The following is a 25,947-nucleotide window of genomic DNA, read 5'->3' as shown; positions in this document are numbered from 1 at the left end:
GTCGACACGGTCGCGGAGTCGCTCAAGCTGCCGGGAGTCGCGATCGAACTCGAGCACGACGGCGCCTGGTCGGTGCAGGCCGCGCACGGCACTCCCCTCGGCCCGGCACGGGCGCGTCCGTGCCCCTGCGCGACCGGGGCGAGCTCGTCGGCCGGCTGCTCGCGGCACCGCGGTCGGCACGCGAACCACTCTCCGATGGAGACCTCGCGCTGCTCGCGGACGTCGCCGGCCCCGCGGCATCCGTCGCCCGCACCGTGCGACTCACGGCCGACCTGCGCGCGTCGCGCGAACGGCTCGTGCTCGCCCGCGAGGAGGAGCGCCGCCGCATCCGCCGCGACCTCCACGACGGCCTCGGCCCGTCGCTCGCGGCGCAGACGTTCCAGCTCGACGAGATCCTCGACCGCGTCGGCAGCGATCCCGAGGGTGCGGCCGAGGTCGTCGCAGCGCTCAAGGCGCACAACCGCGAGCTGGTCGCCGACGTGCGCCGCCTCGTGCATGCGCTGCGCCCGCCCACACTCGACGAGCTCGGCCTGGCCGGTGCGCTCCGTGCCCATGCGGCACAGCTCGACGGCTCGGGTCGCATCCGGGTGCGCGTCACGGCGACCCCCGATCCCCTGCCGCCGGTGCCCGCCGCCGTCGAGGTCGCCGGCTACCACATCGCCCGCGAGGCGATCACGAACGCCATCCGGCACGCGCACGCGACGCAATGCACGGTCACGCTCGCGGCCGGCGGGGACGAGCTGGTACTCGCGGTGGTCGACGACGGCAGGGGCCTTGCCGCCGGCGAACCGTCGGGCGGCGAGCCGGGCCTCGGCCTGCGCACCATGCGCGAGCGCGCCGAGGAGCTCGGCGGCAGCTTCGAGCTGCGCGACGGCCCCGGCGTCGAGGTCGTCGCCGTCCTACCGGTGCGCGGTGCGCCCGTGGCATCCGCCCGTGTCGTACCCGCCGAGCCCGAGTCGGCGCGCACCGCACCCGGAGCGACCGCATGACCGATTCGCGAACGGATGCCCCGCTGAGCGCATCGCCCGCCGTGCGCGTGCTCGTCGTCGACGACCACCGCCTCTTCCGCGAGGGACTGACCGCGCTCATCGGCCGCGCCGACGACACGGAGGTCGTCGGCAGCGCGGAGACCGGCGCCGAGGCGATCGCGCGGGTCGAGGAGCTGCACCCCGACGTGGTGCTGATGGACATCATGATGCCCGACATGAACGGCATCGAGGCGACCCGGCGCATCACCGCCGACCACGCCGACACGGCGGTCGTGATGCTCACCATGCTCGAGGACGACGACTCGCTGTTCGCCGCCATGTGCGCGGGCGCGCGGGGCTACGTGCTCAAGGGCGCCGACACCGGCGACGTCCTCCGCACGGTGCGGGCCGCCGCCCGCGGCGAGGCGCTCTTCGGGCCGGCGGTCGCGCAGCAGCTCACCGCCTTCTTCCGGCACGCGGATGCCACGGGGCCGACCGTCACGGCGTTCCCCGAGCTCACCGACCGCGAGCGGGAGGTGCTCGACCTCATCGCCGAGGGCCGCGACAACGCCGGCATCGCCCATCGGCTGCAGGTCTCGACGAAGACCGTGAGCAACCACATCTCGAACATCTTCGCCAAGCTGCGCGTATCCGACCGCGCCCAGGCGATCGTCGCCGCCCGCGAGGCCGGCCTCGGCCGGGGCGCCTGACACGCCGAGCGTCATCCGCGGCGGCGTGCGGGTGGGAGCGATCTCATGAACGCGTTCAGGCCCGGGTGAACGCGTTCAGGCCCGCGGCGCGACTGCGTGCGCCGTGCGAGGGCCTCGCCTCCCATCGGTCCAACCACGACATCGCTCACTCGCCGCGACTGCGACGCATGCGTTTCATGGAATTTCAATTCCACTCATTAACAGGTATTGACGCCCCCGGCTTCTGTGACAGCGTGGCGCCTGCCGCACTTGAATCCATTCAGTCGGTGTTCAACCACCCTCATCCGTCCGCCACGAAGGAGTGCCAGACATGTTCCTGCCACCACTCGCCGCCACACGCACCGCGTGTGCACGAACAGCCGAACGGCGAAGCTGCGGGGCGGTGATCGAGCGATGAGGAAGTCGATGAAGGCGTCGCTCGTCGCGGCCGCGGTCGTCGGGCTCTGCGCCCCGCTGGGCGCCGTCGCCGCGGTCGCCGCGGAAGGCCCGTCCAAGTTCCCCGTCTCGGTCGAGGGCCTGAGCGTCGACGGCCGGTCGGACCAGCCGATCGACCTCGGCAGCCCGCGACCGACCTTCAGCTGGAAGATGACGGCCGAGGACGAGGCCGGCAATCCCTGCTTCGACGGTTCGGTGTCGGGCGGCTGCGCACTCGACACCCAGACCGCCTACCAGGTGCAGGCGGCCCACTCCGTGGCGGGCCTCGAAGCCGGCGACCTGCTCTGGGACTCCGACAAGGTCGTCTCCGACGACCAGCGTCAGTTCTACGGCGCGCCCGAGTCGCTCGAGTCCCGCGACACGGTCGCCTGGCGCGTGCGGGTCTGGGACGCCTTCGGCAACCCCTCCGAGTGGAGCGACCCGTCGACCTTCCAGATCGGGCTCCTCGAGCAGTCCGACTGGGGTGCCGCCCGCTGGATCGAGCAGGCCGGGCGCGCTCCCGAGGACCCGCTCCCGATCTTCGCGCGGCAGTTCGAGCTCGATGAGGGCAAGGACGTCGCACAGGCCGTGTTCTACCTCTCCGGCGCGGGCATGCACTACGCGACGGTCAACGGCGAGCCCGTCACCGACGAGCACATGGCCCCCGGCAACACGAACTACCAGTTGTCGACCGAGTACCGCGCGTACGACATCACCTCGGAACTCGAGACCGGCGCGAACGCCGTCGGCGTCGAGCTGGGCAACGGCACCGCCTACGTCCGGCGCTCGATCCACAACGAGGAGGTCGGCCGCACCTCGCCCTACGCCTGGTGGCAGAGCCAGATCAAGGGCAGCGGCGAGCTCGTGGCCGGCGTCGAGGCAGGCGCCACCACCGTGCTCCTGAACAGCGTGTCCAACTACCACGTCGGCGGCACGATCAACATCGACACCGGCGACGGCGGCGACCGCCTCGAGTCGCGCGTGATCACGGAGATCGGCACCGCGGGAGCGGACGGCACCGGCATCTCGTTCGAGCCCGGGCTCGACGCGGCGCACGACACCGGCGCGCTCGTGACGGCCTCGGGCAACAACATCGCGGCATCCGACCCCAGTGCCGGTGCGGCGGTGACGCCGCGACTGATCGGCCGCATCGAGGTGTCGTACACGGATGGCACGAGCGACGTCATCGTGACGGACCGCGACTGGCGAGCCGCATCCGGTGCGCTCGTGACCGACGCCTGGTTCGCCGGCGAGGACTTCGACGCACGTCGCGTGCAGCCGGGCTGGAACGAGCCGGGCGCCGACCTGACCGACGCGGCGACGCGTCGTAACGGTGCGAACGTGAACTGGGCGTCGGCCGGCATCGCGCCGCCGCCGAACCTCGCGACGAAGCTCGTCGCGCGTGCCGGCGAGGGCATCTACGAGGCCGAGCGGTTCACCCCGCAGGAGATCACCAACCCGGCACCGGGAACCTGGGTGTTCGACTTCGGACAGAACCACGCCGGATGGCCCGAGCTGAACCTGCCGGAGCTCCCGGAGGGCACGATCGTCAAGGTCAAGCCCGCGGAGAGCCTCAACGAGGACGGCACCGTCAACCAGGGCTCGTTGGGTGTCGGCGGCCGTGGTCGTGACATCTTCAACAGCTACATCACCGCCGGTCTCGACGGTGGCGAGCAGCACGCGCCGAAGTTCAACTACTTCGGGCAGCAGTGGGTGCAGATCGAGGGCCTCCCGGAGGACTTCACGCCCGACGAGGACATCGTGACCGCGGTGCGCCTCCAGGCGGGCACGCCCGACGTCGGATCGTTCGACTCGTCGAGCGAGCGGATCAACCGCATCGACAAGATGGTGTACTACTCGATGGCCACCCAGGTCATGTCGACGTTCACCGACTGCCCCGGGCGTGAGAAGCAGTCCTACCCGGCCGACTACACCATGCCGATGGACGGCTTCCACCGCCTGTTCGACTTCGACGCCTACATGCGCACCACCGAGCACCACCTGGTGGAGGGCCAGTCCATCGCGGACACCTCGATGTTCGGCAACGTCGCGCTCAAGACCCCGGTCCACGACTGGGGCTACACCGGGCGCTTCGGCGACGAGATCAACTGGGGCAACGGCATCATCCTGGTCCCGGCCTTCCTGTACGAGTACTACGGCGACACCGAGACGATGACGCGGTACTACGACCGGATGGTCGACTTCGTCGACTACATCCGCCGCGAGAAGGTCGGCACCGGCGACGAGCAGCATGTCGTCGACGCCGCACTCTCCGACTGGGTGTCGGTCGAGCAGACCGACGGGAAGATCTCGGGCACCTGGGGCTACTACGTCATGATGACCAAGATGGCCATGATGGCGGAGCTCACGGGTCACCCGGAGGACGCCGTCGAGTACGCGCAGCTGGCCGAGGACATCGAGGCGGCGTTCAACGCCAACTTCCTGAACACGGATGTCGGCTACTACACGTCGAACGGCATGTCGGACCCGTCCGACCTGTCGGGTGCCACGCAGACGGCGCAGGCCATCGCGCTCGACGCCGGCATCGTGCCGGACGAGTACCGCGAGTCGGTGACCGAGGCGCTGGTCGAGAACGTGAAGGCGTTCGGGCCGGACGACGGCCCGCACTTCAGCGCGGGCACGATCGGCCTGGCCGCCGTGGTGCGTCAGCTGACGGACTCGGGCAACGGCGAGGTGCTCTTCGACGCGGTCCACACCGACACCGAGCCGGGCTACGGCTACTTCATGGAGTCGACGACGGCGAACCCCGACGGGTTCACCACCATCGGCGAGCGCTGGAACCGTGGGAGCTCGAAGAACCACATGATCCTCGCGCAGATCGTGGAGTGGTTCCAGACGGGCCTCGTCGGCATCGACCGCGCACCGGGTTCGGTCGCGTACGACGAGCTGGTCTTCAAGCCCCAGCCCGCCGGCGACCTGACCTGGGTCGAGGGCAGCTTCGAGACGCCGCGCGGCCTCGCCGCGAGCCGTTGGGACACGACGGACGAGGCGTTCACCCTCACCGTCGAGGTGCCCGCCAACACCACGGCCGAGGTCTGGGTGCCGACCGACGGCGACCAGGCCGTGCTGACCCCGAACCGTGCGACCTTCGAGCGCATCGACGGCGAGTTCGCGGTGTACTCCGTGGGCGCCGGCCGGTTCACGTTCGTGGCAGCGGCCGAGGGCTACGCGGCTCTCGAGGCGGCCGTCGAGGCGCAGCTCGCCTCGGGCGACCTGTCGGAGCAGCTCGCGGAGAACCTGGTGAAGTTCATCGGCAAGGCCCGCGAGGCCTCCGCCGAGGGCAAGGCCCAGGCGGCCGACAGCGCGCTGCGCTCCTTCCTCAACCAGATCGGGAACGCGAACGCGAAGCGGGCGTCCGACGAGGCCAAGGCGGAGCTCACCGAGATCGCCGAGCAGCTGCAGGCGCTGCTCCGCGCGGAGGGAGGCATCCCGGTCGAACGCTGATCGGGGTCGCATGACCTGATCGACGCTAGACACGCGTGGCCGCGGGGGAACCCGCGGCCACGCGTCGTCACGGGGTGGAGAGCATGCCCCAGAGCCGCTCGAACCGGTCGGACATGTCGACGTTGTCGGGGTCGAGCAGCCACTGGATCTGGAGGCCGTCGGCCGCGGCGATGAGGAGGATGCGATGTCGGCCGCGTCGATGTCGTCGCGGATCTCGCCGCGTTCCTGGTGCTCGCGGATGTCGTCGGCGATGCGCCCGAGCAGCCGGGCGTACCGTTCGGTGAACCAGCCGCGCGTCTCGCTGTCGGTCTGCGCAGCCTCGGCCGACATCGACACGAACAGGCGCATGAGGTTCGGATCGGACGGATTCTCGCGCACGACGCGGCGGAGTCGTTCGGCGGAGTGGCTCCGGTCGCGCTCGTCGGGCGCCGCGGTGGCGGAGTCTCGACGCCGCAGCACCTCGAGGAACAACTCCTCCTTGTTGGCGAAGTGGTACAGCAGCCCGGCCTGGCTCAGCCCGACCTCGCGGGCGATCTCCCGCACCGACAGCCGGTCGTACCCGGTGCGCGCGTAGAGCTCGATGGCGACGTCGAGGATCTCCTCGCGCTTCGCCAGGCCCTTGGCGTACGGACCGCGTTCACCCATGCAGGGAATGGTAACGGTACGCACCGTTCCGTGAACCGCGGCGGCGGCCACGAGTACGGATGTGACGAAACCCGAACGACCCTCCCGCGCCGCGCCGCGCCGGCCGTAGGGTCGAGCCATGACGACTCCGGGGCCCGAGGCGAGGCGAGCGGATGCCCCGGTGGACGACCTGGTCGGCCCGGCCCGGCGCGCGCACCGCCTCACCTGGATGGGCATCGCGGCCGCCGCCGCGCTCGTCGCGGCATCCGTGCTCATTCCCCTCTGGACCGGATGGGACGTCGTGGTCAAGGGCGGACCGCCCCTGCACGGCTTCTGGGATCCGCGGTTCGGGCCGGGCAGCGCGCCGGCCATCGCGATCGCGGTGCTCGCCCTCGTCGGCGCGGCACCGCTCGCGATGCGGCTGCGCTGGGGGTGGCTGCTCCTCGCCGCGTTCGTCAGCGGAGCGGCGTGGCTCGCGATGCTCGCGCTCGTCGACGGGTTCGACGGCATCGCCGCGGTGCTCGACGCCGACATCGAGTACCTGCCCACGGCGCGGGAGGTGACCGACCTGGGGGCGACCCTCGAGGAGTTCATCGAGCGCATTCCCCGCAGCCATCCCGACAACTGGCCCGTGCACATCGCCGGCCACCCCGCCGGCGCGCTGGTCGTCTTCGTCGGCCTCGTGCGCATCGGACTCGGCTCGGGAGCGGCGGCCGGCTGGATCGTGCTCGGACTCGCCGCGACGATCCCGCTCGCGGTCATGCTCACGATGCGCCGCTTCGGCGCCGAGGTCGCCGCGCGCCGCGCCGCCCCGTTCCTCGTGCTCGGCCCGTCGGCGATCTGGATGGGCGTCTCGGGCGATGCACTCTTCGCCGCGGTCACCGCGTGGGGTCTGTGCCTGCTCGCCTACGCGACCCGGGCGGCGAGCCACGCGGCCACCGCCGCGTGGGCGATCGGCGCGGGCCTCCTCCTCGGCTACGGCGTGCTGCTCTCGTACGGCCTCGTGCTCATGGGCCTGCTCGCTCTCGCCGTGCTCGTGATCGGCCGCGACTGGAAGCCGCTCCCCTGGGCGGCGGGCGCCGCACTCATGCCCGTGCTGATCTTCGCCGCCGCCGGCTTCGCATGGTGGGAGGCGTACCCCGTGCTCGTCGACCGCTACTGGGACGGCATCGCGAGCCGACGCCCGGCGTCGTACTGGATCTGGGGCGACCTCGCCGCGCTCGCCTGCAGCGCGGGCCTCGTGGCAGGAGCATCCGTCGCCCTCGCCGCCGCGCGCGTGCGCGCGTGGCGCACCTGGAGCCGCCCGGTCGAGGTCGTCGTGGTGCTCACCCTCGCCGCCGCCGCCACCGTGCTCATCGCCGACCTCTCGCAGATGAGCAAGGCCGAGGTCGAGCGCATCTGGCTGCCGTTCGTGCCCTGGCTGCTGGTCGGCACCGCCCTGCTGCCGCGCGCCTGGGTGCGGCCGGCCCTGGCGATCCAGCTCGCACTGGCGATCACCCTGCAGCACCTCTACTTCTTCCAGTGGTGACGCCCACCCCTGCCGCCGAGTCGTCATGAAGTGTCGGTATCGCCCACGCGATAGCGGCACTTCATGACGACTCGAGGTTCCGCGGGGCGGGAACGACGAAGGCCCGGAGCATCCGCCCCGGGCCTTCTCATCTGGTGCGCAAGGGGGAGTTGAACCCCCACGCCCTCTCGGGCACACGGACCTGAACCGTGCGCGTCTGCCTATTCCGCCACTTGCGCTCACTACCGGCACGCACACATGGCGCACCAGCCAACAGAGACTAACACTTCGTCGGCCCCCACGCCATTCGGGGCGCTGACGCCCACCGAGCGAAAACCGATGCGCTCGCGGCATCCGCCCCCTAGCATCGAGTGGACAGGGAACGACGCCGTTCGCACCCCCACCCCCATCGAGAGGATCTGCAGTGGCGACGACGGACGACTCCATCGCTCGGCCCGATCTCACGGGCATCCGCGGCTGGCTCTTCGACCTCGACGGCGTGCTCACGCCGACGGCCGAGGTGCACATGCATGCGTGGGCGCGGTTGTTCGCCCCGTTCCTCGAGTCGCGCGGCGTGAAGCCGTACGAGACCGCCGACTACTTCGCCTACATCGACGGCAAGCCGCGCTACGACGGCGTGCGGAGCCTGCTCGCGAGTCGCGGCATCACGCTGCCCGAGGGCACGCCCGACGACCCGCCGACCGCCGAGACCGTGTGCGGACTGGGCAACCGCAAGAACGACGCGTTCAACGAGTCGCTCGCCGAGGACGGCGTGGAGGCGTACCCCGCCAGCGTCGCGTTCCTCGACGCGGTCGCGGCGACCGACGCCGAGGTCGCGGTCGTCTCCAGCTCGAAGAACGCCCCCTCGGTGCTCGCGACCGCGGGCCTCGCCGACCGCTTCGAGGTCGTCGTGCACGGCGGTGTCGCCGCCGAGCACGGCATCCCCGGCAAGCCGGCACCCGACACCTACGAGTACGGCGCCGAGCTGCTCGGCCTGCCGACGACCGCGTGCGTGGTCGTCGAGGACGCCGAGTCCGGCGTGCAGGCGGGCGCCGCAGGCGACTTCGGACTCGTCGTGGGCGTCGACCGCGGCGCCGGCCACGAGAACCTGCGCCGGCTCGGCGCCGACCTCGTCGTGTTCGAGCTCGACGAACTCATCCCCCTGCTCCCCCAGCACCACCGAAAGGCCGGATCATGAGGTTCGCCGACCACGACCCGCTGAACCGCAACCGGTTCCCCGTCGACGACTGGGCCCTCGTCGAGACCGAGTTCTCGGCCGACGACATCGGCACGACCGAGACGATGTTCGCCGTGGGCAACGGCTACCTGGGCCTCCGCGGCAACGTCGACGAGGGTCGCGACGGGCACGTGCACGGCACGTTCATCAACGGCTTCCACGAGACCTGGCCGATCCGGCACGCGGAGGAGGCGTTCGGCTTCGCCCGCGTGGGGCAGACCATCGTGAACGCCCCCGACGCGAAGACGATCCGGCTGTACGTCGACGACGAGCCGCTCGTGCTCACCAACGCCGAGCTCATGAGCTACGAGCGGCGGCTCGACTTCCGCACCGGCACGCTGAGCCGGTCGCTCGAGTGGCGCACCCCGTCGGGCAAGCGCGTGCAGATCAGCTCCCGCCGCATGGTGTCGTTCACCGATCGCCACCTCGGCGTCATCGAGTACGAGGTCGAACTGCTCGACGCGGACGCCGCCGTGACCATCTCCAGCCAGATGCTGAACCGGCAGGACGGCCGCGACGAGTACCGCTCGGGCGTGCAGGAGTCGGTCGAGGCGTTCGACCCGCGCAAGGCCGAGCAGTTCACCGAGCGCGTGCTGCAGCCCCGCTTGAAGCGCGAGCGCGACGGCCGCTACCTGCTCGGTTACCGCTGCACGAACTCGGGCATGACGGTGGTCGCGGGCACCGAGCACCGCATCGAGACCGAGAACCCGTTCGACGAGACGACCACGATCGAGGACGACCTCGCGAAGCACGTCTACCGCATGCGCGCCGAGCAGGGGAAGCCGATCCGCATCACCAAGCTGTTCACGTACCACACCGCCGCGTCGGTGCCCGTGCGCGAGCTCGCCGACCGGTGCGACCGCACCCTCGACCGGGCGGCAGAGGTCGGCGTCGAGGAACTGCTGCGGCAGCAGGAGGCCTGGCTCGACGACTACTGGACGAACACGGACGTCGAGATCCCGGGGCATCCGACCCTGCAGCAGGCGACCCGCTGGAACCTGTTCCAGCTCGCCCAGGCCACGGCCCGCACCGACGGCGGCGGCGTCGCGGCGAAGGGCGTCTCGGGGTCGGGCTACGGCGGTCACTACTTCTGGGACTCCGAGGTCTACGTCATGCCGTTCCTCTCCTATACGGCACCCAACACGGCGCGCAACGTGCTGCGATTCCGGCAGCGGATGCTGGAGCCGGCGCGCGCCCGTGCCACGGAGCTCAACCAGCGCGGCGCGCTCTTCCCGTGGCGCACCATCAACGGCCTCGAGTCGAGCGCGTACTACGCGGCGGGCACGGCGCAGTACCACATCGACGCCGACATCTCGTATGCGCTCGTGCAGTACGTGGCGGCGACCGGCGACGAGGACTTCGTGGCCCGCGGCGCGATCGACGTGCTCGTCGAGACGGCGCGCATGTGGGAGGACCTCGGGTTCTGGCGCTCGAACTCGGTCGAGGTGTTCCACATCCACGGCGTCACCGGGCCCGACGAGTACACGACCGTCGTGAACGACAACCTGTACACGAACGTCATGGCCAAGGGGAACCTGAAGGCGGCCGCCATCGCCGTCGACGAGCTGCGCCGGCGCGCCCCGGCGGCCTACGCGCGCGCGGTCGACCGACTCGACCTGCACCCCGACGAGGCCGACGAGTGGCGGCGCGCGGCCGACCACATGTTCATCCCGTTCGACGAGCAGCTCGGCGTGCACCCGCAGGACTCCGCGTTCCTCGAGAAGGAGCTGTGGGACCTCGAGTCGACGCCCGCGAGCCGTCGCCCGCTGCTGCTGCACTACCACCCGCTCGTCATCTACCGGTTCCAGGTGCTGAAGCAGGCCGACGTCGTGCTCGCGCTGCTGCTCCAGGGCGACCAGTTCTCGACGGAGGAGAAGCAGGCGAACTTCGAGTACTACGACCCGCTGACCACGGGCGACTCGACGCTGTCGGCGGTGGTGCAGTCGATCATCGCGTCGGAGGTCGGGTACCACGAGCTGTCGATGCGGTACTTCCGCGCGGCGCTGTTCGTCGACCTCGCCGACCTGCACCACAACGCCCAGGACGGCGTGCACGTCGCGTCGACCGGCGGCGTCTGGAGCTCGCTCGTCTACGGCTTCGGCGGGTTCCGCGACCACAACGGCGTCTTCACGTTCGACCCGCGCCTGCCCGACGACTGGGATCGCCTGATCTTCCGCCTCACCATCCGGGAGACGCGCGTGCGCGTCGAGCTCGAGCCGACCGCCATGACCTTCACGGTCGAGGCCGGCACCGAGGCGCAATTCTCGGTGCGCGGCGAGCAGGTGGTGGTGCGCGACGGCGAACCCGTGACGGTCGCCCTCGACGGCCAGGGCCCGCGCCACTACGGCATGCCGAACATGCGCGACGTGGAGGGAGCACGCCGCGCGGACGGCACGCTGCTCACCGCGTCCATGCCCATGATCGCGGTCGACCTCGAGGAGTCCGAGTCCACAACGGGCTTCGACTGACGAATGGCGCGCGCAGGCGCTGCGGCTAACATGCACTGAGGAAACAAGCGGATCGGGAGACCTGTGGGCCTACTGGACAACTTCGAGAAGGGTCTCGAACGCGCCGTCAACGGCGCATTCGCGAAGACCTTCCGCTCGGGGCTGCAGCCGGTCGAGATCACGGCCGCCCTGAAGCGCGAGCTCGACACGAAGGCCGCAGTCGTGTCGCGCGACCGCGTGCTCGTGCCGAACACCTTCCGGGTGCGGATGTCGCGTGCCGACCTGCAGCGCATGTCCACGCTCGGCCCCGCACTCGTCGACGAACTCACCGACGTGGTGCAGCAGCACGCGGCCAGCCAGGGCTTCCAGTTCGCCGGCGGCATCCAGATCTCCCTCGAGCCCGACGAGGGCCTGTCGGAGGGCATGGTGCAGGTCGACTCGAGCAACGTCAAGGGCGACATCGCCTGGACCCCCGTGCTCGACATCGGCGGCAGGCGGCATCCGATCATCAAGGGCCGCACCGTCATCGGCCGCGGCAGCGAGGCCGACATCACGCTCGACGACTCGGGCGCGAGCCGCAAGCACGTCGAGGTGCAGTGGGACGGCCGTCGCGCGCGCGTGCGCGACCTCGGCTCGACCAACGGCACGCAGCTGAACGGCGACCCGGTGCGCGAGGCGATCCTCGAGCCCGACTCGGTCATCACGGTCGGTCGATCGCGCATCGTCTTCCGCGTGCTCGCCCAGGCCGCCCCGGCCACGGGCGGCGGCGGGGCCCCTCCCACCAGGCGCCACGACATGAACGGGTTCTGGGGGCCCGCTGAATGAGCGAACTCACCCTCCTGGTCCTCCAGCTGTCGTTCCTCGCACTGATGTGGATCTTCGTGTTCTCCATCGTGTGGGCCCTGCGCAGCGACCTGTTCGGCCAGCGCGTGCGCAAGATGCAGACGGCGGATGCCACGGGGCAGTCGACTCCCCCGACCCCGCCGCGCGGCACCGAGGCGCCCCGGCCGCCCGCCGCTGCGGCCGCCGCCGGAGCCGGCGACATCGCGACCACCGACAACGCCGGCCGGCTCGTCATCACCTCGGGCGCGAAGGCGGGCAGCGAGTTCCCGCTCGGCCGAGACGAGATCACGATCGGCCGCTCCAGCGACTCGTCGATCATCATCCGCGACGACTACACCTCGAACCACCACGCCCGGCTCATGCTCTGGAGCAACCAGTGGATGATCCAGGACCTCGACTCCACGAACGGGACCTTCCTGAACGGCTCCCGCGTGACCGTGCCCGCTGCGGTGCCGCTCGGAGCCACCGTGAAGGTGGGCGCGACCACGTTCGAGCTGCGACGGTAGCCCTATGGCGACGGTCAAGGGCAGTGCCGCGGTCTCGCACGTCGGGAGGGTCCGGTCGAACAACCAGGACTCCGGCTATGCGGGCCGCCACCTGTTCGTCGTCGCCGACGGCATGGGCGGGCACGCGGGCGGCGACGTCGCCAGTGCGATCGCGACCCGGTACATCCGCGACGCCGACCAGCTCTACCCGTCGGTGCAGGACGCGTCGGCGGCGCTCCACGACAGCCTGATCGGCGCGAACCAGCGCCTCGCCGAGACCGTCGCCGAGCACTCGGAGCTCACCGGCATGGGCACGACCGTGAGCGCCGTGCTGCTGCACGGCGACCAGGTCGCCATCTCCCACATCGGCGACTCGCGCATCTACCTGCTCCGCGGCGGCGAGCTCAGCCAGATCTCCACCGACCACACCTTCGTGCAGCGACTCGTCGACGCGGGTCGCATCACGGAGGAGGAGGCGATGGTGCATCCGCGCCGCTCGGTGCTGATGCGCGTGCTCGGCGACGTCGAGTCCTCCCCGAGATCGACACCCTCACGCTCGACACCCGGCCGGGCGATCGCTGGATGCTCTGCTCCGACGGCCTGTCCGGCGTCGTGTCGTTCGAGGACATCCGCAAGGCGCTCCTCTCGGAGGCCGGCGCGAAGCCCGTCGCCGACCGGCTCGTGAAGGCGTCGCTCGACGGCGGCGCCCCCGACAACGTCACGGTCGTGGTGCTCGACATCGGCGAGCCCGCCGCGCCCTCGACCCCGCCGCAGATCGTCGGCTCGGCCGCCGCACCGCCCGCCTTCGGCACGCCCGAGCCGGCGCGCCAGCGCTCGCTCCTGCTCACCCCGTTCCGCGTGCACCCGGTGCAGGAGACGCACTTCGAGCCGGACTCGGCGGAGTACTACGACGAGATCATCGAGGAGGACGCGCGCCGGCGCCGGCGCCGCATCGTCACCTGGACGGTCGGCGTGCTGCTCATCGTCGCCGCAGTCGCCGGCCTCGCGGTGCTCGCCTACCAGTGGACGCAGACGCGCTACTTCGTGGGCGAGTCGAACGGTCGGGTGGCCATCTACCAGGGCATCCAGCAGAACGTCGGGCCGATCGTGCTCAGCGAGCTGTACCGCGAGGCGGACATCGACGTCGCGGAGCTGCGGTTGTACGACCAGCAGCGCGTCGAGGAGACCATCAGCACCGGCTCGCTCCAGGACGCCGAGGCCGTCGTCGACCGGCTGGAGGAGTCCCTTGAGTAACCGGGCAGGCACCACCGCAGCGGTCCCCCGACCGGCGGCCCGCCGACGTCGGGCGTGCGACGCATCCACCTCCCGCAGAAACTGCGGAACATCGAGCTCGCGCTGCTGCTGGTCGCGTGCGGCATCAACGCGGGCGCGATCGTGCTCGTGCAGCTGGGCGCGCTGGGCGCGGTCGACACGCAGCTCATCCTGCTCGGCGTCGGACTCTCGGTGCTCGTGATCGGCCTGCACGTGGCCATGCGCTTCGTGGCGCGCGACGCCGACCCCTTCCTGCTGCCGATCGCCACGGTGCTCAACGGCATCGGCATCGCCGAGATCTACCGCATCGACATCGCATTCGGCGACGCGGGGTGGGACAGCGCCGCGGTGCGCCAGATCGCGTGGTCGGCCATCGCGATCGTCGCCGCGATCGCGGTCATCCTGATCGTGCGCAACCACCGCGTGCTGTTCAAGTACACCTACCTCTCGGGCCTCGTGGCGGTGCTGCTCCTGCTGCTGCCGCTGGTGCCCGGCCTCGGCCGCGAGATCAACGGCGCCCGCGTGTGGATCGGCATCGGCGACATCGCGACCTTCCAGCCCGGTGAGATCGCGAAGATCGCGCTGGCCGTGTTCTTCGCCGGGTACCTGGTGCGCAACCGCGACAGCCTCTCGATGGTGGGCACGAAGTTCCTCGGCATGCGGTTCCCGCGCGCCCGCGACCTCGGGCCGCTGCTCGTGGTCTGGGCGCTGTCGATGTCGGTCATCGTCTTCCAGCGCGACCTCGGTACCGCACTGCTGTACTTCGGCCTCTTCCTCGTGATGCTCTACGTCGCCACCAGCCGCCTGTCCTGGGTGCTCCTCGGCCTCGGCCTGTTCTTCGCCGGCGCGATCGTGGCGAGCCAGACGCTCGGCTACGTCAACGCGCGCTTCGACAACTGGCTGAACGCGTTCGACCAGGACATCTACGACTCGGTCGGCGGCAGCTTCCAGCTCGTGCAGGGCCTGTTCGGGCTGGCCAACGGCGGCCTCATCGGCACCGGGCTCGGCCAGGGCCGGCCCGACATCACGCCCGTGCCGCAGAGCGACTACATCATCGCCAGCCTCGGCGAGGAGCTGGGGCTCGCGGGCCTGTTCGCCATCTTCATGCTGTACGCGCTGCTCGTCGCGCGCGGCTTCCGCATCGGCTTCGCCGGGCAGGACGACTTCGGCAAGCTGCTCGGCGTCGGCCTCGCGTTCGTCGTCGCCCTCCAGGTCTTCATCGTGGTCGGCGGCGTGACGCGGGTGATCCCGCTCACCGGCCTGACCACGCCGTTCCTCGCGGCCGGCGGTTCGTCGCTCGTGGCGAACTGGATCATCGTCGCGCTGCTGCTGCGGCTCTCCGACACGGTGCGCAACCATCCGAGGCTGGTGATCGACGGATGAACCGGGAACTCAAGCGGGTCTCGATCCTGACCCTGCTCATGGTCGGCACGCTGCTCGTGTCCACGACCGTGATCCAGTACTTCGCGGCCGACGCGTTGAACGCCGATCCGCGCAACTCCCGCACGCTGTACGAGTCGTACTCGGTCGAGCGCGGGCCGATCCTCGTCGACGGCGCGCCGATCGCCTACTCGGAGCCGTCGGGCGACAACTACAAGTTCCAGCGCGTCTACACCGAGGGCCCGCTCTACGCGCCGGTGACGGGCTACATCCCGGTCAACGGCGAGGCCACCGGCATCGAACGCGCGATGAACGAGTTCCTGAGCGGGCAGTCGAGCTCGCAGTTCTTCGACTCGGTGAACCGCCTGATCACGGGGCAGGACCCGCAGGGGGCATCCGTCGACGTCACGATCGACCCGGTCGCCCAGCAGGCCGCGTGGGATGCGCTCGGCGACCTGCAGGGCGCGGTCATCGTCACCGAGCCCGCGACCGGCAAGATCATCGCGATGGTCTCGAAGCCGTCGTTCGACCCGAACTCGATGGTCGTGCACAACGGCGCGGAGGTGCAGCAGACCTTCGACGCGCTGCTCGCCGACCCGCAGGACCCGCTGTTCAACCGCGCGATCGGCGGCGACATGAACCCGCCGGGCTCGGTCTTCAAGCTGGTGGTCGCGGCGGCCGCCTTCGAGTCGGGCGAGTATACGCCCGAGTCCACTCTTCCGAACCCGGGATCGTTCACGCTGCCGGGGTCGACGTCGGTCGTCACCAACGCCGGCGGCGGCCGTTGCGGCGGCGGCGACGAGGTCACGATCGCCGACGCCATCCGGCTCTCCTGCAACATCCCGTTCGCGGAGCTCGGCATCGAGCTGGGCGACACCGCCATCCGCGAGCAGGCCGAGAAGTTCGGGTTCAACGTGACCCACGCCATCCCGATGGAGTCGGAGGCGAGCGTCTACCCGCGCGGCCTCGACGACGCGCAGACCGCGCTCAGCGCATTCGGCCAGTACGAGGTGCGTGCGACGCCGCTGCAGATGGCCATGGTCTCGGCGGGCATCGCGAACGGCGGCATCGTGATGCGGCCGAACGTCGTCGACGCGGTCATCGCGCCCGACCTGAGCCCGCTCGAGTCGTTCGAGCGGATGGAACTCGGCCGTGCGGTCAGCCAGCAGACCGCGCGCCAACTTACTGACATCATGATCTCCGGCGTCGAGAGCGGCGCGGCGAGTAATGCAAGAATAGACGGCGTCAGCGTGGCGGGGAAGACGGGCACAGCCCAGAACGGCACGGACGACCCGTACACCCTCTGGTTCACCGGATTCGCCCCTGCTGACAACCCTCAGTATGCGATCACGGTGCTGGTAGAAGACGGAGGGGGATTGGGACAGAGTGGGTACGGCAACCTCATCGCCGCACCCATCGCGAAGCAGGTACTAGAGGCGGTGCTGAACGAATGAGACCGAGCGCTGGGCTCACCTTTGGTGGGCGCTACGAACTCCAGTCCAGGATCGCCATCGGCGGCATGGGCGAGGTCTGGCAGGCGACCGACCTCGTGATCGGCCGTCAGGTCGCGATCAAGATCCTGAAGGACGAGTACCTCGGCGATCCCGGATTCCTCGAGCGGTTCCGCGCGGAGGCGCGGCACGCGGCGCTCGTCAACCACGAGGGCATCGCGAACGTCTTCGACTACGGCGAGGAGGAGGGCAGCGCCTTCCTCGTGATGGAGCTCGTGCCCGGCGAGGCGCTGTCCACGATTCTCGAGCGCGAGCACGTCCTCTCCACCGACAAGGTGCTCGACATCGTCGCGCAGACCGCATCGGCACTGCACGCTGCGCACGCCGCCGGCCTCGTGCACCGCGACATCAAGCCCGGCAACCTCCTCATCACGCCCGACGGGCGCGTCAAGATCACCGACTTCGGCATCGCCCGCATCGCCGACCAGGTGCCGCTCACCGCGACCGGCCAGGTCATGGGCACGGTGCAGTACCTCTCGCCCGAGCAGGCCTCCGGTCACCCGGCGTCGCCCACCACCGACATCTACTCGCTCGGCATCGTCGCCTACGAGGCCCTCGCCGGCCGCCGCCCGTTCACGGGCGAGTCGCAGGTGGCCATCGCCATGGCGCAGATCAACGAGACGCCGCCGGACCTGCCCGCGACGGTCTCCGAGCCGGTCCGCAACCTCGTCTACGCATGCATCGCGAAGAACCCGGCCGACCGCCCACAGTCGGCCGCCCACCTCTCGCGCGCAGCGACCGCACTGCGTCGCGGCGACGTGCAGGGCGCCGCCGCGTCGGTGCCCGCCATCCTCGGTGCCGCCGGCGCCGCCGCAGCAGCCACGATGATGATGCCGCGCAGCGGCGACACCGCCGCGACGACCGTGCTCATGGCCTCGGGCGGCACGCCGACCGACGGCGAGGAGGAACCGGTCGAGGAGGAGAAGAAGCGCAGCCCGTGGACGTGGCCGCTGATCGTGCTCATCGCGATCCTCGCGATCGTGCTCATCGGCACGATCATCGCGCTCGCCCTGAACAACGGCTCGGCGCAGGCGCCGCCCAGCACGTCGACCAGCGCACCGCCGAGCTCGCCGCCGCCGACCACCGACACCCCCACGCCGACGCCCACCGACTCCACGGTGCAGATCAACCAGGACGACTACCTCGGCCTGTCGGTCGACAACGCCCGCGCGGGCCTCGAGGCACTCGGCATGTCGGTCAACGCGGTCGAGGGCAACGCGGCGACCGACCCGGCCGACGCGGGCACCGTCTACGCGGTGAACCCCACCGGTCCCGTCGAGCAGGGTGCGCAGATCACGATCACCTACTACGCCGACCCGGTCGCGCCGTCGGCACCGTCGTCCGCGCCGACGGTGAACCCGGCCACCACCGCGCCGAACACGGACGTGCAGGTCAGCTGGCCCGGGCAGAACTGCCCCGCCGGCCAGACGCTGACCGGCTACGAGGTGGCGGTCACGGGCGACGCCTCGATCCCGAACAACGCGGTCGTCGGTGCGAGCACCACGTCGGCCACGGTTCGGGCCGGCACCAGCGACTTCGAGGTCACGTACCGGTACTTCTGCGGTCCGCTCGACTCGCCGTTCTCGCCGCCCGCGCAGGTGACGGTGCAGGCCGCGACCTCGACGCCCGCCCCCTGATCGGACGCGGAGGAGAGACGAGTGCACGTGACCGATAACGGCCGGCTCCTGGCCGGTCGCTACCGCGTCGGCGAACTCATCGGTCGCGGCGGCATGTCCGACGTGCACGCCGGTACCGACACCCGCCTGGGCCGCAGCGTCGCCATCAAGCTGCTGAAGTCGTCGCTCGCCACCGATCCGGCGTTCCGCACCCGCTTCCGGCAGGAGGCGCAGTCGGCTGCGCGCATGGCCCACCCGACCATCGTGCGCGTCTTCGACGCCGGCGAGGAGACCGTGCTCGACGGCTCCGGCCACGAGGTGCAGCTGCCGTTCATCGTGATGGAGCGGGTCGAGGGCCGCCTGCTGCGCGACATCATCCGCGAGGGTCCGCTCGAGCCGACCGAGGCCGCGCGCATCATCGACGGAGTGCTCACGGCGCTCGAGTACTCGCACCGCGCGGGCGTCGTGCACCGCGACATCAAGCCCGGCAACATCATGATCACCTCCGCCGGCCAGGTGAAGGTGATGGACTTCGGCATCGCCCGGGCGATCTCCGACTCCTCGACGACGGTGGCCCAGACCACCGCCATCCTCGGCACCGCCTCGTACTTCTCGCCCGAGCAGGCGAAGGGCGAGACGGTGGATGCCCGCACCGACCTCTACTCGACGGGCGTGGTGCTGTTCGAGATGCTCACGGGTCGTCCGCCGTTCCGCGGCGAGACTCCGGTGGCGGTCGCGTACCAGCACGTCAGCGAGCGGCCGGTCAAGCCGAGCGTCATCAACCCGCGGGTCTCCCCGGCGTTCGACACGGTCGTGCTGCACGCACTCGGCAAGGATCGCACGCAGCGGTACCAGACCGCTGCCGACTTCCGCTCCGATGTCGACGTGGCCGCGTCCGGCCGCGTGCCGGTGCATCGCCAGCCCGACGAGACCGAGCTGCTGTTCGGTGCACCTTCGACCTCGCTCTCCAGCTCGGAACTGGCCCTCCGCCAGCTCACCGAGGACGAGACGATGGACCGCACCCAGCGCCGCCCGCCGGCACTGTGGATCTGGGCCGGCGTCGTGGCCGTCGTCGTCACCGTGCTCGCGGTCATGTACTGGGCGTTCAACCTGACTCCCACCGACGACATCCCCTCGAGCGCGCGAGAGATCCCCGCACTCCAGGGCATGTCGTACGAGGAGGCGACGGGCGTGCTGCAGGACCTCGACCTGCAGGCGACGCAACTCACCGAGACCAGCGACGCCGTCCCCGAGGGCCAGGTCATCCGCTCCGATCCCGCAGCCGGCACCATCGTCGAGCCCGGACAGGTGGTCGTGCGCGTCTACGTGTCGACCGGCCGCGAGGTGGTCGACGTGCCCGACCTGCGCAACCAGTCGCTCGACCAGGCGAAGGAGTCGCTCGAGAGCCGCGGCCTCACCGCCGGGAGCGAGACGCGAGAGAACTCCCCCACCGTCGCGGCAGACATCGTGCTCGCGACCGACCCGGCGGGCGGCAGCTCGGTCACGGTGGGCTCGACGGTCAACTTCCGCGTCTCGAGCGGGCTCGTCACGCTCCCCGACCTCACGGGCCAGCCGCTGTCGACCGCGAGCTCGTTGCTGCGCGGCAGCACGCTCCAGCTGAACCCGGTGCCGCAGCCCGACAGCTCGTGCCCGGCCCAGCCGAACGACCCCGTGGTGCAGCAGTCGCTGCCCCGGGGGACGTGCCGCAGAAGTCCGACGTCACGCTCCGCTACTGCGCGGGCGCGTCGAACGACGGCGGCGGCAACGGGAACGACGGCGACGACGGCTGATCGATCGAGCGGATGCCCCGGGGCATCCGCTCGCCGTCACGCGACGTGCGCCCGGCTCAGGCCGACTTCATGTGCGGACTCATGCCCACCGCGCGCTCGGCCGCGCCCACGAGGCCGACCGACTCGAGCCAGTTGCCGAGCATGCGGTAGCCGCCCTCGGTGAGCACCGACTCGGGGTGGAACTGCACGCCGAAGATCGGGGCGCTCGCGTGGCGGAGTCCCATGATCACGCCGCCCTCGGTGCGCGAGGTGACGACCAGGTCGTCGGGGATCGTGCCGTCGACCACGGCGAGCGAGTGGTAGCGCGTCGCGGTGAACCGCTGCGGCACGCCGTCGTAGAACGGGCTGTCGTCGTGCACGATCGACGAGGTCTTGCCGTGCATCAGCTCTTCGGCGTTCGTGACCACGCCGCCGAACGCCTCGGCGATGGCCTGGTGCCCGAGGCAGACGCCGAGCAGCGGCTGGCCCGTGCCGAGCGCCACCTCGACCGCCGGGATGGAGACGCCGGCATCGGCGGGCTTGCCCGGACCGGGCGACACCAGCACGGCGTCGAACTCGCCCATGCGCGCGGCGAGGTCCGCCACGGGGATGTCGTCGTTGCGCACCACGACCGTCTCCGCGCCGAGCTCCTGCAGGTAGCCGTTCAGCGTGTAGACGAAGCTGTCGTAGTTGTCGATCACCAGCACTCGCGTCACCGGATCACCCTACCCCCAATCGATTCCGGCCGAACGCGCGTGCACGGTAGAATCGGGCGCATGGCACGTGCGAACTCCTCGAAGCCCGAGCGCGTCGAGCAGACCAACTCCGACGAGACCCCGAACCCGGTGTGGTTCAAGCCGGTCATGTTCGGCTTCATGCTCGTCGGCCTCGCGTGGATCATCGTCTTCTACGTGAGCCAGGGTCAGTGGCCGGTGCCCGACCTCGGCTCGTGGAACATCCTCGTCGGGTTCGGCATCGCGTTCATCGGCTTCCTCATGACGACGCGCTGGCGATAGCGGCCGCGAGACACGAACTCGAAGAGCGGGGCGGATGCGACGGGCATCCGCCCCGCTCTTGTGCGGTCGACTCGGCCGCGTCCCCCTTAAGGGCGACAATTACACCCCTGTAACTCTCCCCAGATGTGGAGAACCCTGTGGATAACTCTCGGGCCGGATGGTCTGAAGCTCAGATCAGCGGGAAGAAGAAGTACCGCAGGCTGAGCAGTACGAGCAGCGCCGACAGTGCGACCAGCAAGCCGATCTGCAGGCCGCGCCGCGAGCGTTCGCGCGTCTCCACGAAGATCAGGCCGACCAGCGCGCCGCCGACGAGTCCGCCGAGGTGCGCCTGCCAGGCGATGTTGAACCCGGGAACGAACCCGATCACGAGGTTGATGCCGACCAGGATCAGCAGCTGCGTGGCCTGCCCGCCGAGCCGTCGCTGGATGACGAGGAACGCGCCCATCAGGCCGAAGATGGCGCCGGATGCCCCGACGACGGCCGTGTTCGGATTCGACAGCCAGATCACGCCGACCGAACCCGCGAACCCCGAGATGAAGTAGAGCGCGAGGAAGCGCCCGCGGCCGAGCAGTCCCTCGAGCAACTGGCCGAAGATCCACAGCGTGTACATGTTCAGCAGCACGTGGAAGATCAGGCCGGTCGAGTGCACGAACATGGTCGTGATCATGCGCCACGGCTCGAACGCGATCTCGCTCATCGCGAGCGGCGTGAAGTACAGCCGATTCGTGATGCCCAGCCCCGGGATGAGCTGCAGCACGAACACCGCGACCGTGATGCCGATGAGGGTATACGTCACCACCGGCGCGCCCGAGCTGGCGCGCTTGAGCACCCGCGAACGCACCCGGGGCGCCTGCTGACGCTGGTCCCGCATGCACTCGGGACAGGTCACCCCGACCGCGCCCTGCGTCTGGCACTCACCGCAGATGGTTCGCCCGCAGCGCTGGCACAGCACATAGCTCACGCGATCGGGGTGCCGGTAGCAGCGGCTCCCCGGGTCGGCGTCGGTCACGTCGGATCAGACCGCTTCGACGGAGATGGTCTCGATCACGACGTCCTCGAGCGGGCGGTCGCGACCGTCGGTGGGGACGGCGGCGAGCTTGTCGACGACACCCTGGCTCGCGGCATCCGTCACCTTGCCGAAGATGGTGTGCTTGCCCTGCAGCCAGGTGGTCGGGCCGACGGTGATGAAGAACTGCGAGCCGTTCGTGCCGCGCCCCATCTGCTTGCCGGCGTTGGCCATGGCCAGCACGTACGGCTCGGTGAAGTCGAGCTCGGGGTGGATCTCGTCGTCGAACTGGTAGCCGGGGCCGCCGACGCCCTGGCCGAGCGGGTCGCCGCCCTGGATCATGAAGCCGGGGATGATGCGGTGGAACACGACGCCGTCGTACAGCGGGTCGGTGGTCTTCTGGCCCGTGGCCGGGTGCGTCCACTCCTTGGCGCCGGTCGCGAGGCCGACGAAGTTGTCCACCGTCTTCGGTGCGTGGTTGCCGTAGAGCTCGACCTGGATGGGTCCGTGGTTGGTCGTGATCGTCGCGACTGCGGTGTGTTGTGGCATGTCCACGATTCTCGCACAGGCCAATCTGTCAACCCGTATGCCCGATTCGACACTCACTCCCTGATCCGGGCCGATCTGGTGGCAAGATGGAGGAGTTCGCTGCAGCAGACGATGGAGGGTCGACATGAGCCTGTCACGCAAGCGCCGGAAGGAACTCAAGCGGCTCCGCGGAAGTGCGGAGCAGCTGTGGGGAGAGCAGCAGGCGGTACTGGAGCGCGCGAACACCGTCGCGCGCGAGGCCAGCCGGCAGCTCGGCCACCTCACCCGTGAGGAGGTCACGCCGCGTGTGCGCCAGGGATACGACACCTACGTGGGGCCGCGGGTCGATGCGGTCGGCAAGTTCGCGACCGACACCGGCAAGTCGATCGAGCGCACCATGGTGCCTGTGCTGGGCAGCGCGCTCGGCACGATCATGTCGATCGGCGACGTCGCGAAGGACAAGCGCGTGCGCGCCGCCCTCGCGCGGGTGAACCCGAAGTACGAGGAGCCCAAGTCGAGCGGTCCGGGCGTCGGCGGCTACATCGCCATCGGTGCGGCCGTGGTCGCCGCCGGTGCGATCGCGTACGCCGTCTGGCAGACGTTCCGCGCCGACGACGAACTGTGGGTCGCCGAGGACGAGCCGACGCCGGGCCCCGACAAGGAAGCCTGAGACGCACGGCGCCGGCACCGACCGGCGCCCCGGGCCCGAGCGACGCGAACCGCGTGCTCGGGCCCGTCGTCGTGCGCGCAGCGCACGTCGCCCTCGGTGTGCACCCGGAATTCACGTGATTCCCTCTTGCGCGCGAATCCTCCGCGGCGCTAGCGTGTGATTCCGTCAGAAGTGGTTCTCGAGCACAGGAAGGAGTGATCAGCATGATTTGCACGCACACGTACCGCATCGGAGCATACGAGCGCGTCCTCGGGAAGATTCCCGGGAACATGGCGACCTCCTTCGTCGTCCGCTCCCACTAGGCTCCACCGCCCCGCGTCGCCGGCCCCTCGTCGGGCTTCCCTTCGCCGACGCATCGCTCCCGTTCCGGAGCACGCCGCCACCCGCTCGTCGTCTCGACGTCGGTGACGCGCCTGCCCGTATCGGGATGCTCCGCCTTCGGCGTCTCCGACGACCGTCGGCCGCGCCCGACGCAACCCGCGGTCGGCGCTCGACGCGGTGACCGCCGTCGACGGAGTGCACTCCGACCACCGCACCGCACCACCCCACGCAAGGAACGATCATGAACAGCCAGATCCTCACCGCCCACCCACCGCGACGCAGCCTGCGCAGCCCGCAGGATGCCGCGGAGCGCATCGCTCGCAGCATCGGCATCGCACTGCTGGCCTGGAGCCGGCGACGCGAGCACCGGCGCGGCATCGACCGCGACGCGCACCGACTGGCCTTCCGCAACGCACGCGAACGCGAGCAACGCGAACTGCAGGCGCTGTCGGCCGCGATCACCTCGAGGCCGTACCTGTGACGCCCGCGCTCATCGCGGGCAGCACCCGCAGGCACTTCGTCGCATCCGCACACGACGGCCCCTCCCGACCGAGGGGCCGTCGTGGCGTGTCAGGCCCCGGTGCCGAGCATCCCCTCCGGCGGCTCGGCCGCGTCGAGGCGCAACCCGACGTCGACCAGGCTCACGCGGTGCAGCTCGGGTACGTCGTCGAGCGGGAACCAGCGCGCCTCGTCGCTCGATCCGTCGACCTCGTTGGTGAGGGTGCCACCGGTCACGGTCGCGCGGTAGACGACGCGCAGCGCGTAGAGGTCGGCGGCCGTGTCGCTGTGTCGTCGGGACGCGTCGATCATCATGCGGTCGATGCCGAGCAGCCGGTCGATCCTCGCGCGGTAGCCCGTCTCCTCGAAGATCTCGCGGCGGGCCGCGTCGTGCGGATGCTCGTCCCCCTCGATGCCTCCGCCGGGGAGCGTCCAGCCGGACCTGCCGTGTTCGTTCCAGTGCGCGAGCAGCACCTGACCGTCGCGGATGATGACGCCGTAGGCCGCGATGCGGATGTCCACGCTCAACAGGCTAGCCTGTGGCCCACCGATGCAGCCTCGCGAGAGCCGGCGAATGTGAGGTATGTTCGCGAGTAGCCGGCGTCTCGCGTCTCGCGTCTCCCGTCCGGGCGACGCGGTACCTGGTGGTCCGACGAAGTTCGATCGCAGAGAGGCCGATCAGCATGCGCAACCTCCCGTCCGGCGACGAGACCCTGAGTCGGCGAACCGTCACCAGGGCCATGGCGTGGTCCGTACCCGCGATCGCGGTCGCCGCCACGGTCCCGGCCATGGCGGCCAGCCCATCGTTGATCACCGTCAGCGGTCTCGGCTGCACCCTGCCGGGCAACGCGAACGCCACGTACCGTGGCCATGCATTCCTGCTGAGCTTGGTGAACGTCTCGAACGTCCCCGTCGTCGTCAACGTCACCCAGGCGACGCTAAACGGCGAGAACCTCGGCCCGGTCCGCGCGGTCAACCTCGCGACCTGCGTCGGCTCCAACAATCCGTTCGGACTGGCCGCGAACACCACCTACCCGCGGGTCGCGCTCCTCACGCAGAACGCCGTCAGCAACCCGAGCGCCACTCTCGCGCTGACCTACACGATCGACGGCGGCGTCAGCTTCGAGACGACCTTGGCGACGGTGAACGCGACGAGCCCGGTCCAGTCGAGTGCGGCCTTCTCGGCCTCCGAGAAGCAGTGCATGCTGACCCAGGGCACCACCACACCATGGCAGGCCGGCACGGCCTATGCCGTGAACAATGTCGTCACGATCGGTGGAGCGTGGCTCTCCGCGAACAACTCAGGAACGTCGAGCGGAACACAGCCGGTGGCCCCGGGCGCAGGAAACACCGTCGTCGACAACGACATCACGTGGACGCAGCTCTTCTGATCTTCACTCCGGCGGGTGCTGCAGAGGCTGAACTGTGGAGCCTAGGAGAATCGAACTCCTGACATCCTGCTTGCAAAGCAGGCGCTCTACCAACTGAGCTAAGGCCCCCTGCGGTGCCGCGAGGTGCGGCACCCGGTGTGCAATTGTGGAGTGGGGCTACGAGGACTTGAACCTCGGACCTCTTCGTTATCAGCGAAGCGCTCTAACCGCCTGAGCTATAGCCCCGAAAATGGCCGAGTGACAGACTACCCGACCGGAGTCGGATTCAC

The 25,947-nt window shown here is 70.1% G+C and carries 22 protein-coding genes, 3 tRNA genes and 1 pseudogene; 18 read left to right on the top strand and 8 right to left on the bottom strand.

Annotated features, from left to right (window positions below; translation table 11 throughout):
• Window positions 1-119: 119 nt before the first annotated feature.
• The 3 genes from QUE38_RS08020 to QUE38_RS08010 all read left to right on the top strand — a co-directional run bounded on the left by QUE38_RS08020 (window position 120) and on the right by QUE38_RS08010 (window position 5,557).
• Window positions 120-989, top strand: a complete 870-nt coding sequence (locus QUE38_RS08020) for a sensor histidine kinase (protein ID WP_286311408.1) — start codon at window positions 120-122, stop codon at window positions 987-989.
• Window positions 986-1,678 (top strand): response regulator, encoded by a 693-nt coding sequence (locus QUE38_RS08015; RefSeq protein WP_286311406.1) that lies wholly within the window; start codon window positions 986-988, stop codon window positions 1,676-1,678. Before QUE38_RS08020 ends, QUE38_RS08015 begins: the two co-directional genes overlap by 4 nt.
• A gap of 393 nt (window positions 1,679-2,071) precedes the next feature.
• A complete protein-coding gene (locus QUE38_RS08010; protein WP_286311404.1) occupies window positions 2,072-5,557 on the top strand; it encodes an alpha-L-rhamnosidase in 3,486 nt (1,161 codons plus the stop codon).
• Window positions 5,558-6,073: 516 nt separating this feature from the next.
• Here the strand turns inward: QUE38_RS08010 and QUE38_RS17525 are convergent.
• Window positions 6,074-6,202, bottom strand: a pseudogene (locus QUE38_RS17525) (TetR family transcriptional regulator); the annotation flags it as partial.
• 118 nt (window positions 6,203-6,320) lie between these two features.
• Here QUE38_RS17525 and QUE38_RS08005 point away from each other — a divergent pair.
• Complete coding sequence (locus tag QUE38_RS08005) at window positions 6,321-7,709, top strand: hypothetical protein (RefSeq protein WP_286311403.1); 1,389 nt, start codon at window positions 6,321-6,323, stop codon at window positions 7,707-7,709.
• A gap of 132 nt (window positions 7,710-7,841) precedes the next feature.
• On the opposite strand, the gene QUE38_RS08000 is transcribed toward QUE38_RS08005, so the two are convergent.
• Window positions 7,842-7,927: transfer RNA gene (locus QUE38_RS08000), tRNA-Leu, on the bottom strand.
• 185 nt (window positions 7,928-8,112) lie between these two features.
• On the opposite strand from QUE38_RS08000, the gene QUE38_RS07995 reads away from it, so the two are divergent.
• The 10 genes from QUE38_RS07995 to pknB all read left to right on the top strand — a co-directional run bounded on the left by QUE38_RS07995 (window position 8,113) and on the right by pknB (window position 20,432).
• Entirely contained in the window at window positions 8,113-8,886 is a 774-nt protein-coding gene (locus QUE38_RS07995) for an HAD family hydrolase (protein WP_286311398.1), read from the top strand.
• Window positions 8,883-11,393, top strand: a complete 2,511-nt coding sequence (locus QUE38_RS07990; RefSeq protein WP_286311396.1) for a glycoside hydrolase family 65 protein — start codon at window positions 8,883-8,885, stop codon at window positions 11,391-11,393. The genes QUE38_RS07995 and QUE38_RS07990 overlap by 4 nt, the downstream gene beginning before the upstream one ends.
• Window positions 11,394-11,456: 63 nt before the next feature.
• Window positions 11,457-12,197: an FhaA domain-containing protein gene (locus QUE38_RS07985; protein WP_286311394.1), complete on the top strand. Its 741-nt coding sequence runs from the start codon at window positions 11,457-11,459 to the stop codon at window positions 12,195-12,197.
• Entirely contained in the window at window positions 12,194-12,721 is a 528-nt protein-coding gene (locus QUE38_RS07980; RefSeq protein WP_286311392.1) for an FHA domain-containing protein FhaB/FipA, read from the top strand. The genes QUE38_RS07985 and QUE38_RS07980 overlap by 4 nt, the downstream gene beginning before the upstream one ends.
• A 4-nt stretch (window positions 12,722-12,725) precedes the next feature.
• Complete coding sequence (locus QUE38_RS17520; RefSeq protein ID WP_350227610.1) at window positions 12,726-13,385, top strand: PP2C family protein-serine/threonine phosphatase; 660 nt, start codon at window positions 12,726-12,728, stop codon at window positions 13,383-13,385.
• Window positions 13,283-13,954 (top strand): PP2C family protein-serine/threonine phosphatase, encoded by a 672-nt coding sequence (locus QUE38_RS17515; protein ID WP_350227609.1) that lies wholly within the window; start codon window positions 13,283-13,285, stop codon window positions 13,952-13,954. The genes QUE38_RS17520 and QUE38_RS17515 overlap by 103 nt, the downstream gene beginning before the upstream one ends.
• 54 nt (window positions 13,955-14,008) lie before the next feature.
• Window positions 14,009-15,355: an FtsW/RodA/SpoVE family cell cycle protein gene (locus QUE38_RS07970; protein WP_286311390.1), complete on the top strand. Its 1,347-nt coding sequence runs from the start codon at window positions 14,009-14,011 to the stop codon at window positions 15,353-15,355.
• Window positions 15,352-16,806 carry a peptidoglycan D,D-transpeptidase FtsI family protein gene (locus QUE38_RS07965; protein ID WP_286311388.1) on the top strand — a complete coding sequence of 485 codons (1,455 nt, stop codon included), beginning with the start codon at window positions 15,352-15,354 and terminating at the stop codon, window positions 16,804-16,806. The genes QUE38_RS07970 and QUE38_RS07965 overlap by 4 nt, the downstream gene beginning before the upstream one ends.
• Complete coding sequence (locus QUE38_RS07960) at window positions 16,803-18,500, top strand: protein kinase domain-containing protein (RefSeq protein ID WP_286311386.1); 1,698 nt, start codon at window positions 16,803-16,805, stop codon at window positions 18,498-18,500. Before QUE38_RS07965 ends, QUE38_RS07960 begins: the two co-directional genes overlap by 4 nt.
• A 21-nt stretch (window positions 18,501-18,521) precedes the next feature.
• Window positions 18,522-20,432, top strand: coding sequence for a Stk1 family PASTA domain-containing Ser/Thr kinase (pknB, locus tag QUE38_RS07955; protein ID WP_350227608.1), 1,911 nt, complete (start codon window positions 18,522-18,524; stop codon window positions 20,430-20,432).
• Here pknB and QUE38_RS07950 read toward each other — a convergent pair.
• Window positions 20,326-20,964, bottom strand: coding sequence for an anthranilate synthase component II (locus QUE38_RS07950; RefSeq protein ID WP_286311384.1), 639 nt, complete (start codon window positions 20,962-20,964; stop codon window positions 20,326-20,328). The two genes, pknB and QUE38_RS07950, sit on opposite strands and share 107 nt — an antisense overlap.
• Before the next feature lie 60 nt (window positions 20,965-21,024).
• On the opposite strand from QUE38_RS07950, the gene QUE38_RS07945 reads away from it, so the two are divergent.
• Window positions 21,025-21,264, top strand: coding sequence for a cell division protein CrgA (locus tag QUE38_RS07945; RefSeq protein WP_286311382.1), 240 nt, complete (start codon window positions 21,025-21,027; stop codon window positions 21,262-21,264).
• 169 nt (window positions 21,265-21,433) lie between these two features.
• Here the strand turns inward: QUE38_RS07945 and QUE38_RS07940 are convergent, their stop codons facing one another.
• Complete coding sequence (locus QUE38_RS07940; protein ID WP_286311380.1) at window positions 21,434-22,135, bottom strand: rhomboid family intramembrane serine protease; 702 nt, start codon at window positions 22,133-22,135, stop codon at window positions 21,434-21,436.
• Window positions 22,136-22,279: 144 nt separating this feature from the next.
• Window positions 22,280-22,819 carry a peptidylprolyl isomerase gene (locus QUE38_RS07935; RefSeq protein ID WP_286311378.1) on the bottom strand — a complete coding sequence of 180 codons (540 nt, stop codon included), beginning with the start codon at window positions 22,817-22,819 and terminating at the stop codon, window positions 22,280-22,282.
• A gap of 124 nt (window positions 22,820-22,943) precedes the next feature.
• Here QUE38_RS07935 and QUE38_RS07930 point away from each other — a divergent pair, with 124 nt between their 5' ends.
• Together QUE38_RS07930 and QUE38_RS07925 are read left to right on the top strand one after the other, a co-directional pair.
• The gene (locus QUE38_RS07930) at window positions 22,944-23,468 is read left to right on the top strand and encodes a hypothetical protein (RefSeq protein ID WP_286311376.1); all 525 of its coding nucleotides are present in this window, start codon (window positions 22,944-22,946) and stop codon (window positions 23,466-23,468) included.
• Window positions 23,469-24,030: 562 nt separating this feature from the next.
• Window positions 24,031-24,270 carry a hypothetical protein gene (locus QUE38_RS07925; protein ID WP_286311374.1) on the top strand — a complete coding sequence of 80 codons (240 nt, stop codon included), beginning with the start codon at window positions 24,031-24,033 and terminating at the stop codon, window positions 24,268-24,270.
• A gap of 89 nt (window positions 24,271-24,359) precedes the next feature.
• Here QUE38_RS07925 and QUE38_RS07920 read toward each other — a convergent pair whose 3' ends face one another.
• Entirely contained in the window at window positions 24,360-24,809 is a 450-nt protein-coding gene (locus QUE38_RS07920; RefSeq protein WP_286311372.1) for an NUDIX hydrolase, read from the bottom strand.
• Window positions 24,810-24,970: 161 nt separating this feature from the next.
• Here QUE38_RS07920 and QUE38_RS07915 point away from each other — a divergent pair, with 161 nt between their 5' ends.
• Complete coding sequence (locus QUE38_RS07915; RefSeq protein WP_286311369.1) at window positions 24,971-25,678, top strand: hypothetical protein; 708 nt, start codon at window positions 24,971-24,973, stop codon at window positions 25,676-25,678.
• 35 nt (window positions 25,679-25,713) lie between these two features.
• On the opposite strand, the gene QUE38_RS07910 is transcribed toward QUE38_RS07915, so the two are convergent.
• Window positions 25,714-25,786: transfer RNA gene (locus QUE38_RS07910), tRNA-Ala, on the bottom strand.
• 43 nt (window positions 25,787-25,829) lie between these two features.
• Window positions 25,830-25,903, bottom strand: a tRNA-Ile gene (locus QUE38_RS07905).
• Between the last annotated feature and the right edge of the window lie 44 nt (window positions 25,904-25,947).

The sequence above is a fragment of the Agromyces mangrovi genome (genome assembly GCF_030296695.1).
In the GTDB taxonomy this organism is placed as follows: Bacteria; Actinomycetota; Actinomycetes; order Actinomycetales; family Microbacteriaceae; genus Agromyces; species Agromyces mangrovi.
The sequence above is the reverse complement of the archived record's forward strand: the minus strand, read 5'-3'. Positions and strand labels throughout refer to the sequence as shown.

Excerpts from the sequence above, each read along its gene's own strand:
- QUE38_RS07965 (WP_286311388.1), top strand. The coding sequence starts at position 15,352 with ATGAACCGGGAACTCAAGCGGGTCTCGATCCTGACCCTGCTCATGGTC.
- QUE38_RS08015 (WP_286311406.1), top strand. The coding sequence starts at position 986 with ATGACCGATTCGCGAACGGATGCCCCGCTGAGCGCATCGCCCGCCGTG.
- QUE38_RS07990 (WP_286311396.1), top strand. The coding sequence starts at position 8,883 with ATGAGGTTCGCCGACCACGACCCGCTGAACCGCAACCGGTTCCCCGTC.
- QUE38_RS07945 (WP_286311382.1), top strand. The coding sequence starts at position 21,025 with ATGGCACGTGCGAACTCCTCGAAGCCCGAGCGCGTCGAGCAGACCAAC.
- QUE38_RS07925 (WP_286311374.1), top strand. The coding sequence starts at position 24,031 with ATGAACAGCCAGATCCTCACCGCCCACCCACCGCGACGCAGCCTGCGC.
- QUE38_RS08005 (WP_286311403.1), top strand. The coding sequence starts at position 6,321 with ATGACGACTCCGGGGCCCGAGGCGAGGCGAGCGGATGCCCCGGTGGAC.
- QUE38_RS07960 (WP_286311386.1), top strand. The coding sequence starts at position 16,803 with ATGAGACCGAGCGCTGGGCTCACCTTTGGTGGGCGCTACGAACTCCAG.
- QUE38_RS17520 (WP_350227610.1), top strand. The coding sequence starts at position 12,726 with ATGGCGACGGTCAAGGGCAGTGCCGCGGTCTCGCACGTCGGGAGGGTC.
- QUE38_RS07915 (WP_286311369.1), top strand. The coding sequence starts at position 24,971 with ATGCGCAACCTCCCGTCCGGCGACGAGACCCTGAGTCGGCGAACCGTC.
- QUE38_RS07935 (WP_286311378.1), bottom strand. The coding sequence starts at position 22,819 with ATGCCACAACACACCGCAGTCGCGACGATCACGACCAACCACGGACCC.
- QUE38_RS08010 (WP_286311404.1), top strand. The coding sequence starts at position 2,072 with ATGAGGAAGTCGATGAAGGCGTCGCTCGTCGCGGCCGCGGTCGTCGGG.
- QUE38_RS07980 (WP_286311392.1), top strand. The coding sequence starts at position 12,194 with ATGAGCGAACTCACCCTCCTGGTCCTCCAGCTGTCGTTCCTCGCACTG.
- QUE38_RS07930 (WP_286311376.1), top strand. The coding sequence starts at position 22,944 with ATGAGCCTGTCACGCAAGCGCCGGAAGGAACTCAAGCGGCTCCGCGGA.
- QUE38_RS17515 (WP_350227609.1), top strand. The coding sequence starts at position 13,283 with ATGCTCTGCTCCGACGGCCTGTCCGGCGTCGTGTCGTTCGAGGACATC.
- QUE38_RS07940 (WP_286311380.1), bottom strand. The coding sequence starts at position 22,135 with ATGCGGGACCAGCGTCAGCAGGCGCCCCGGGTGCGTTCGCGGGTGCTC.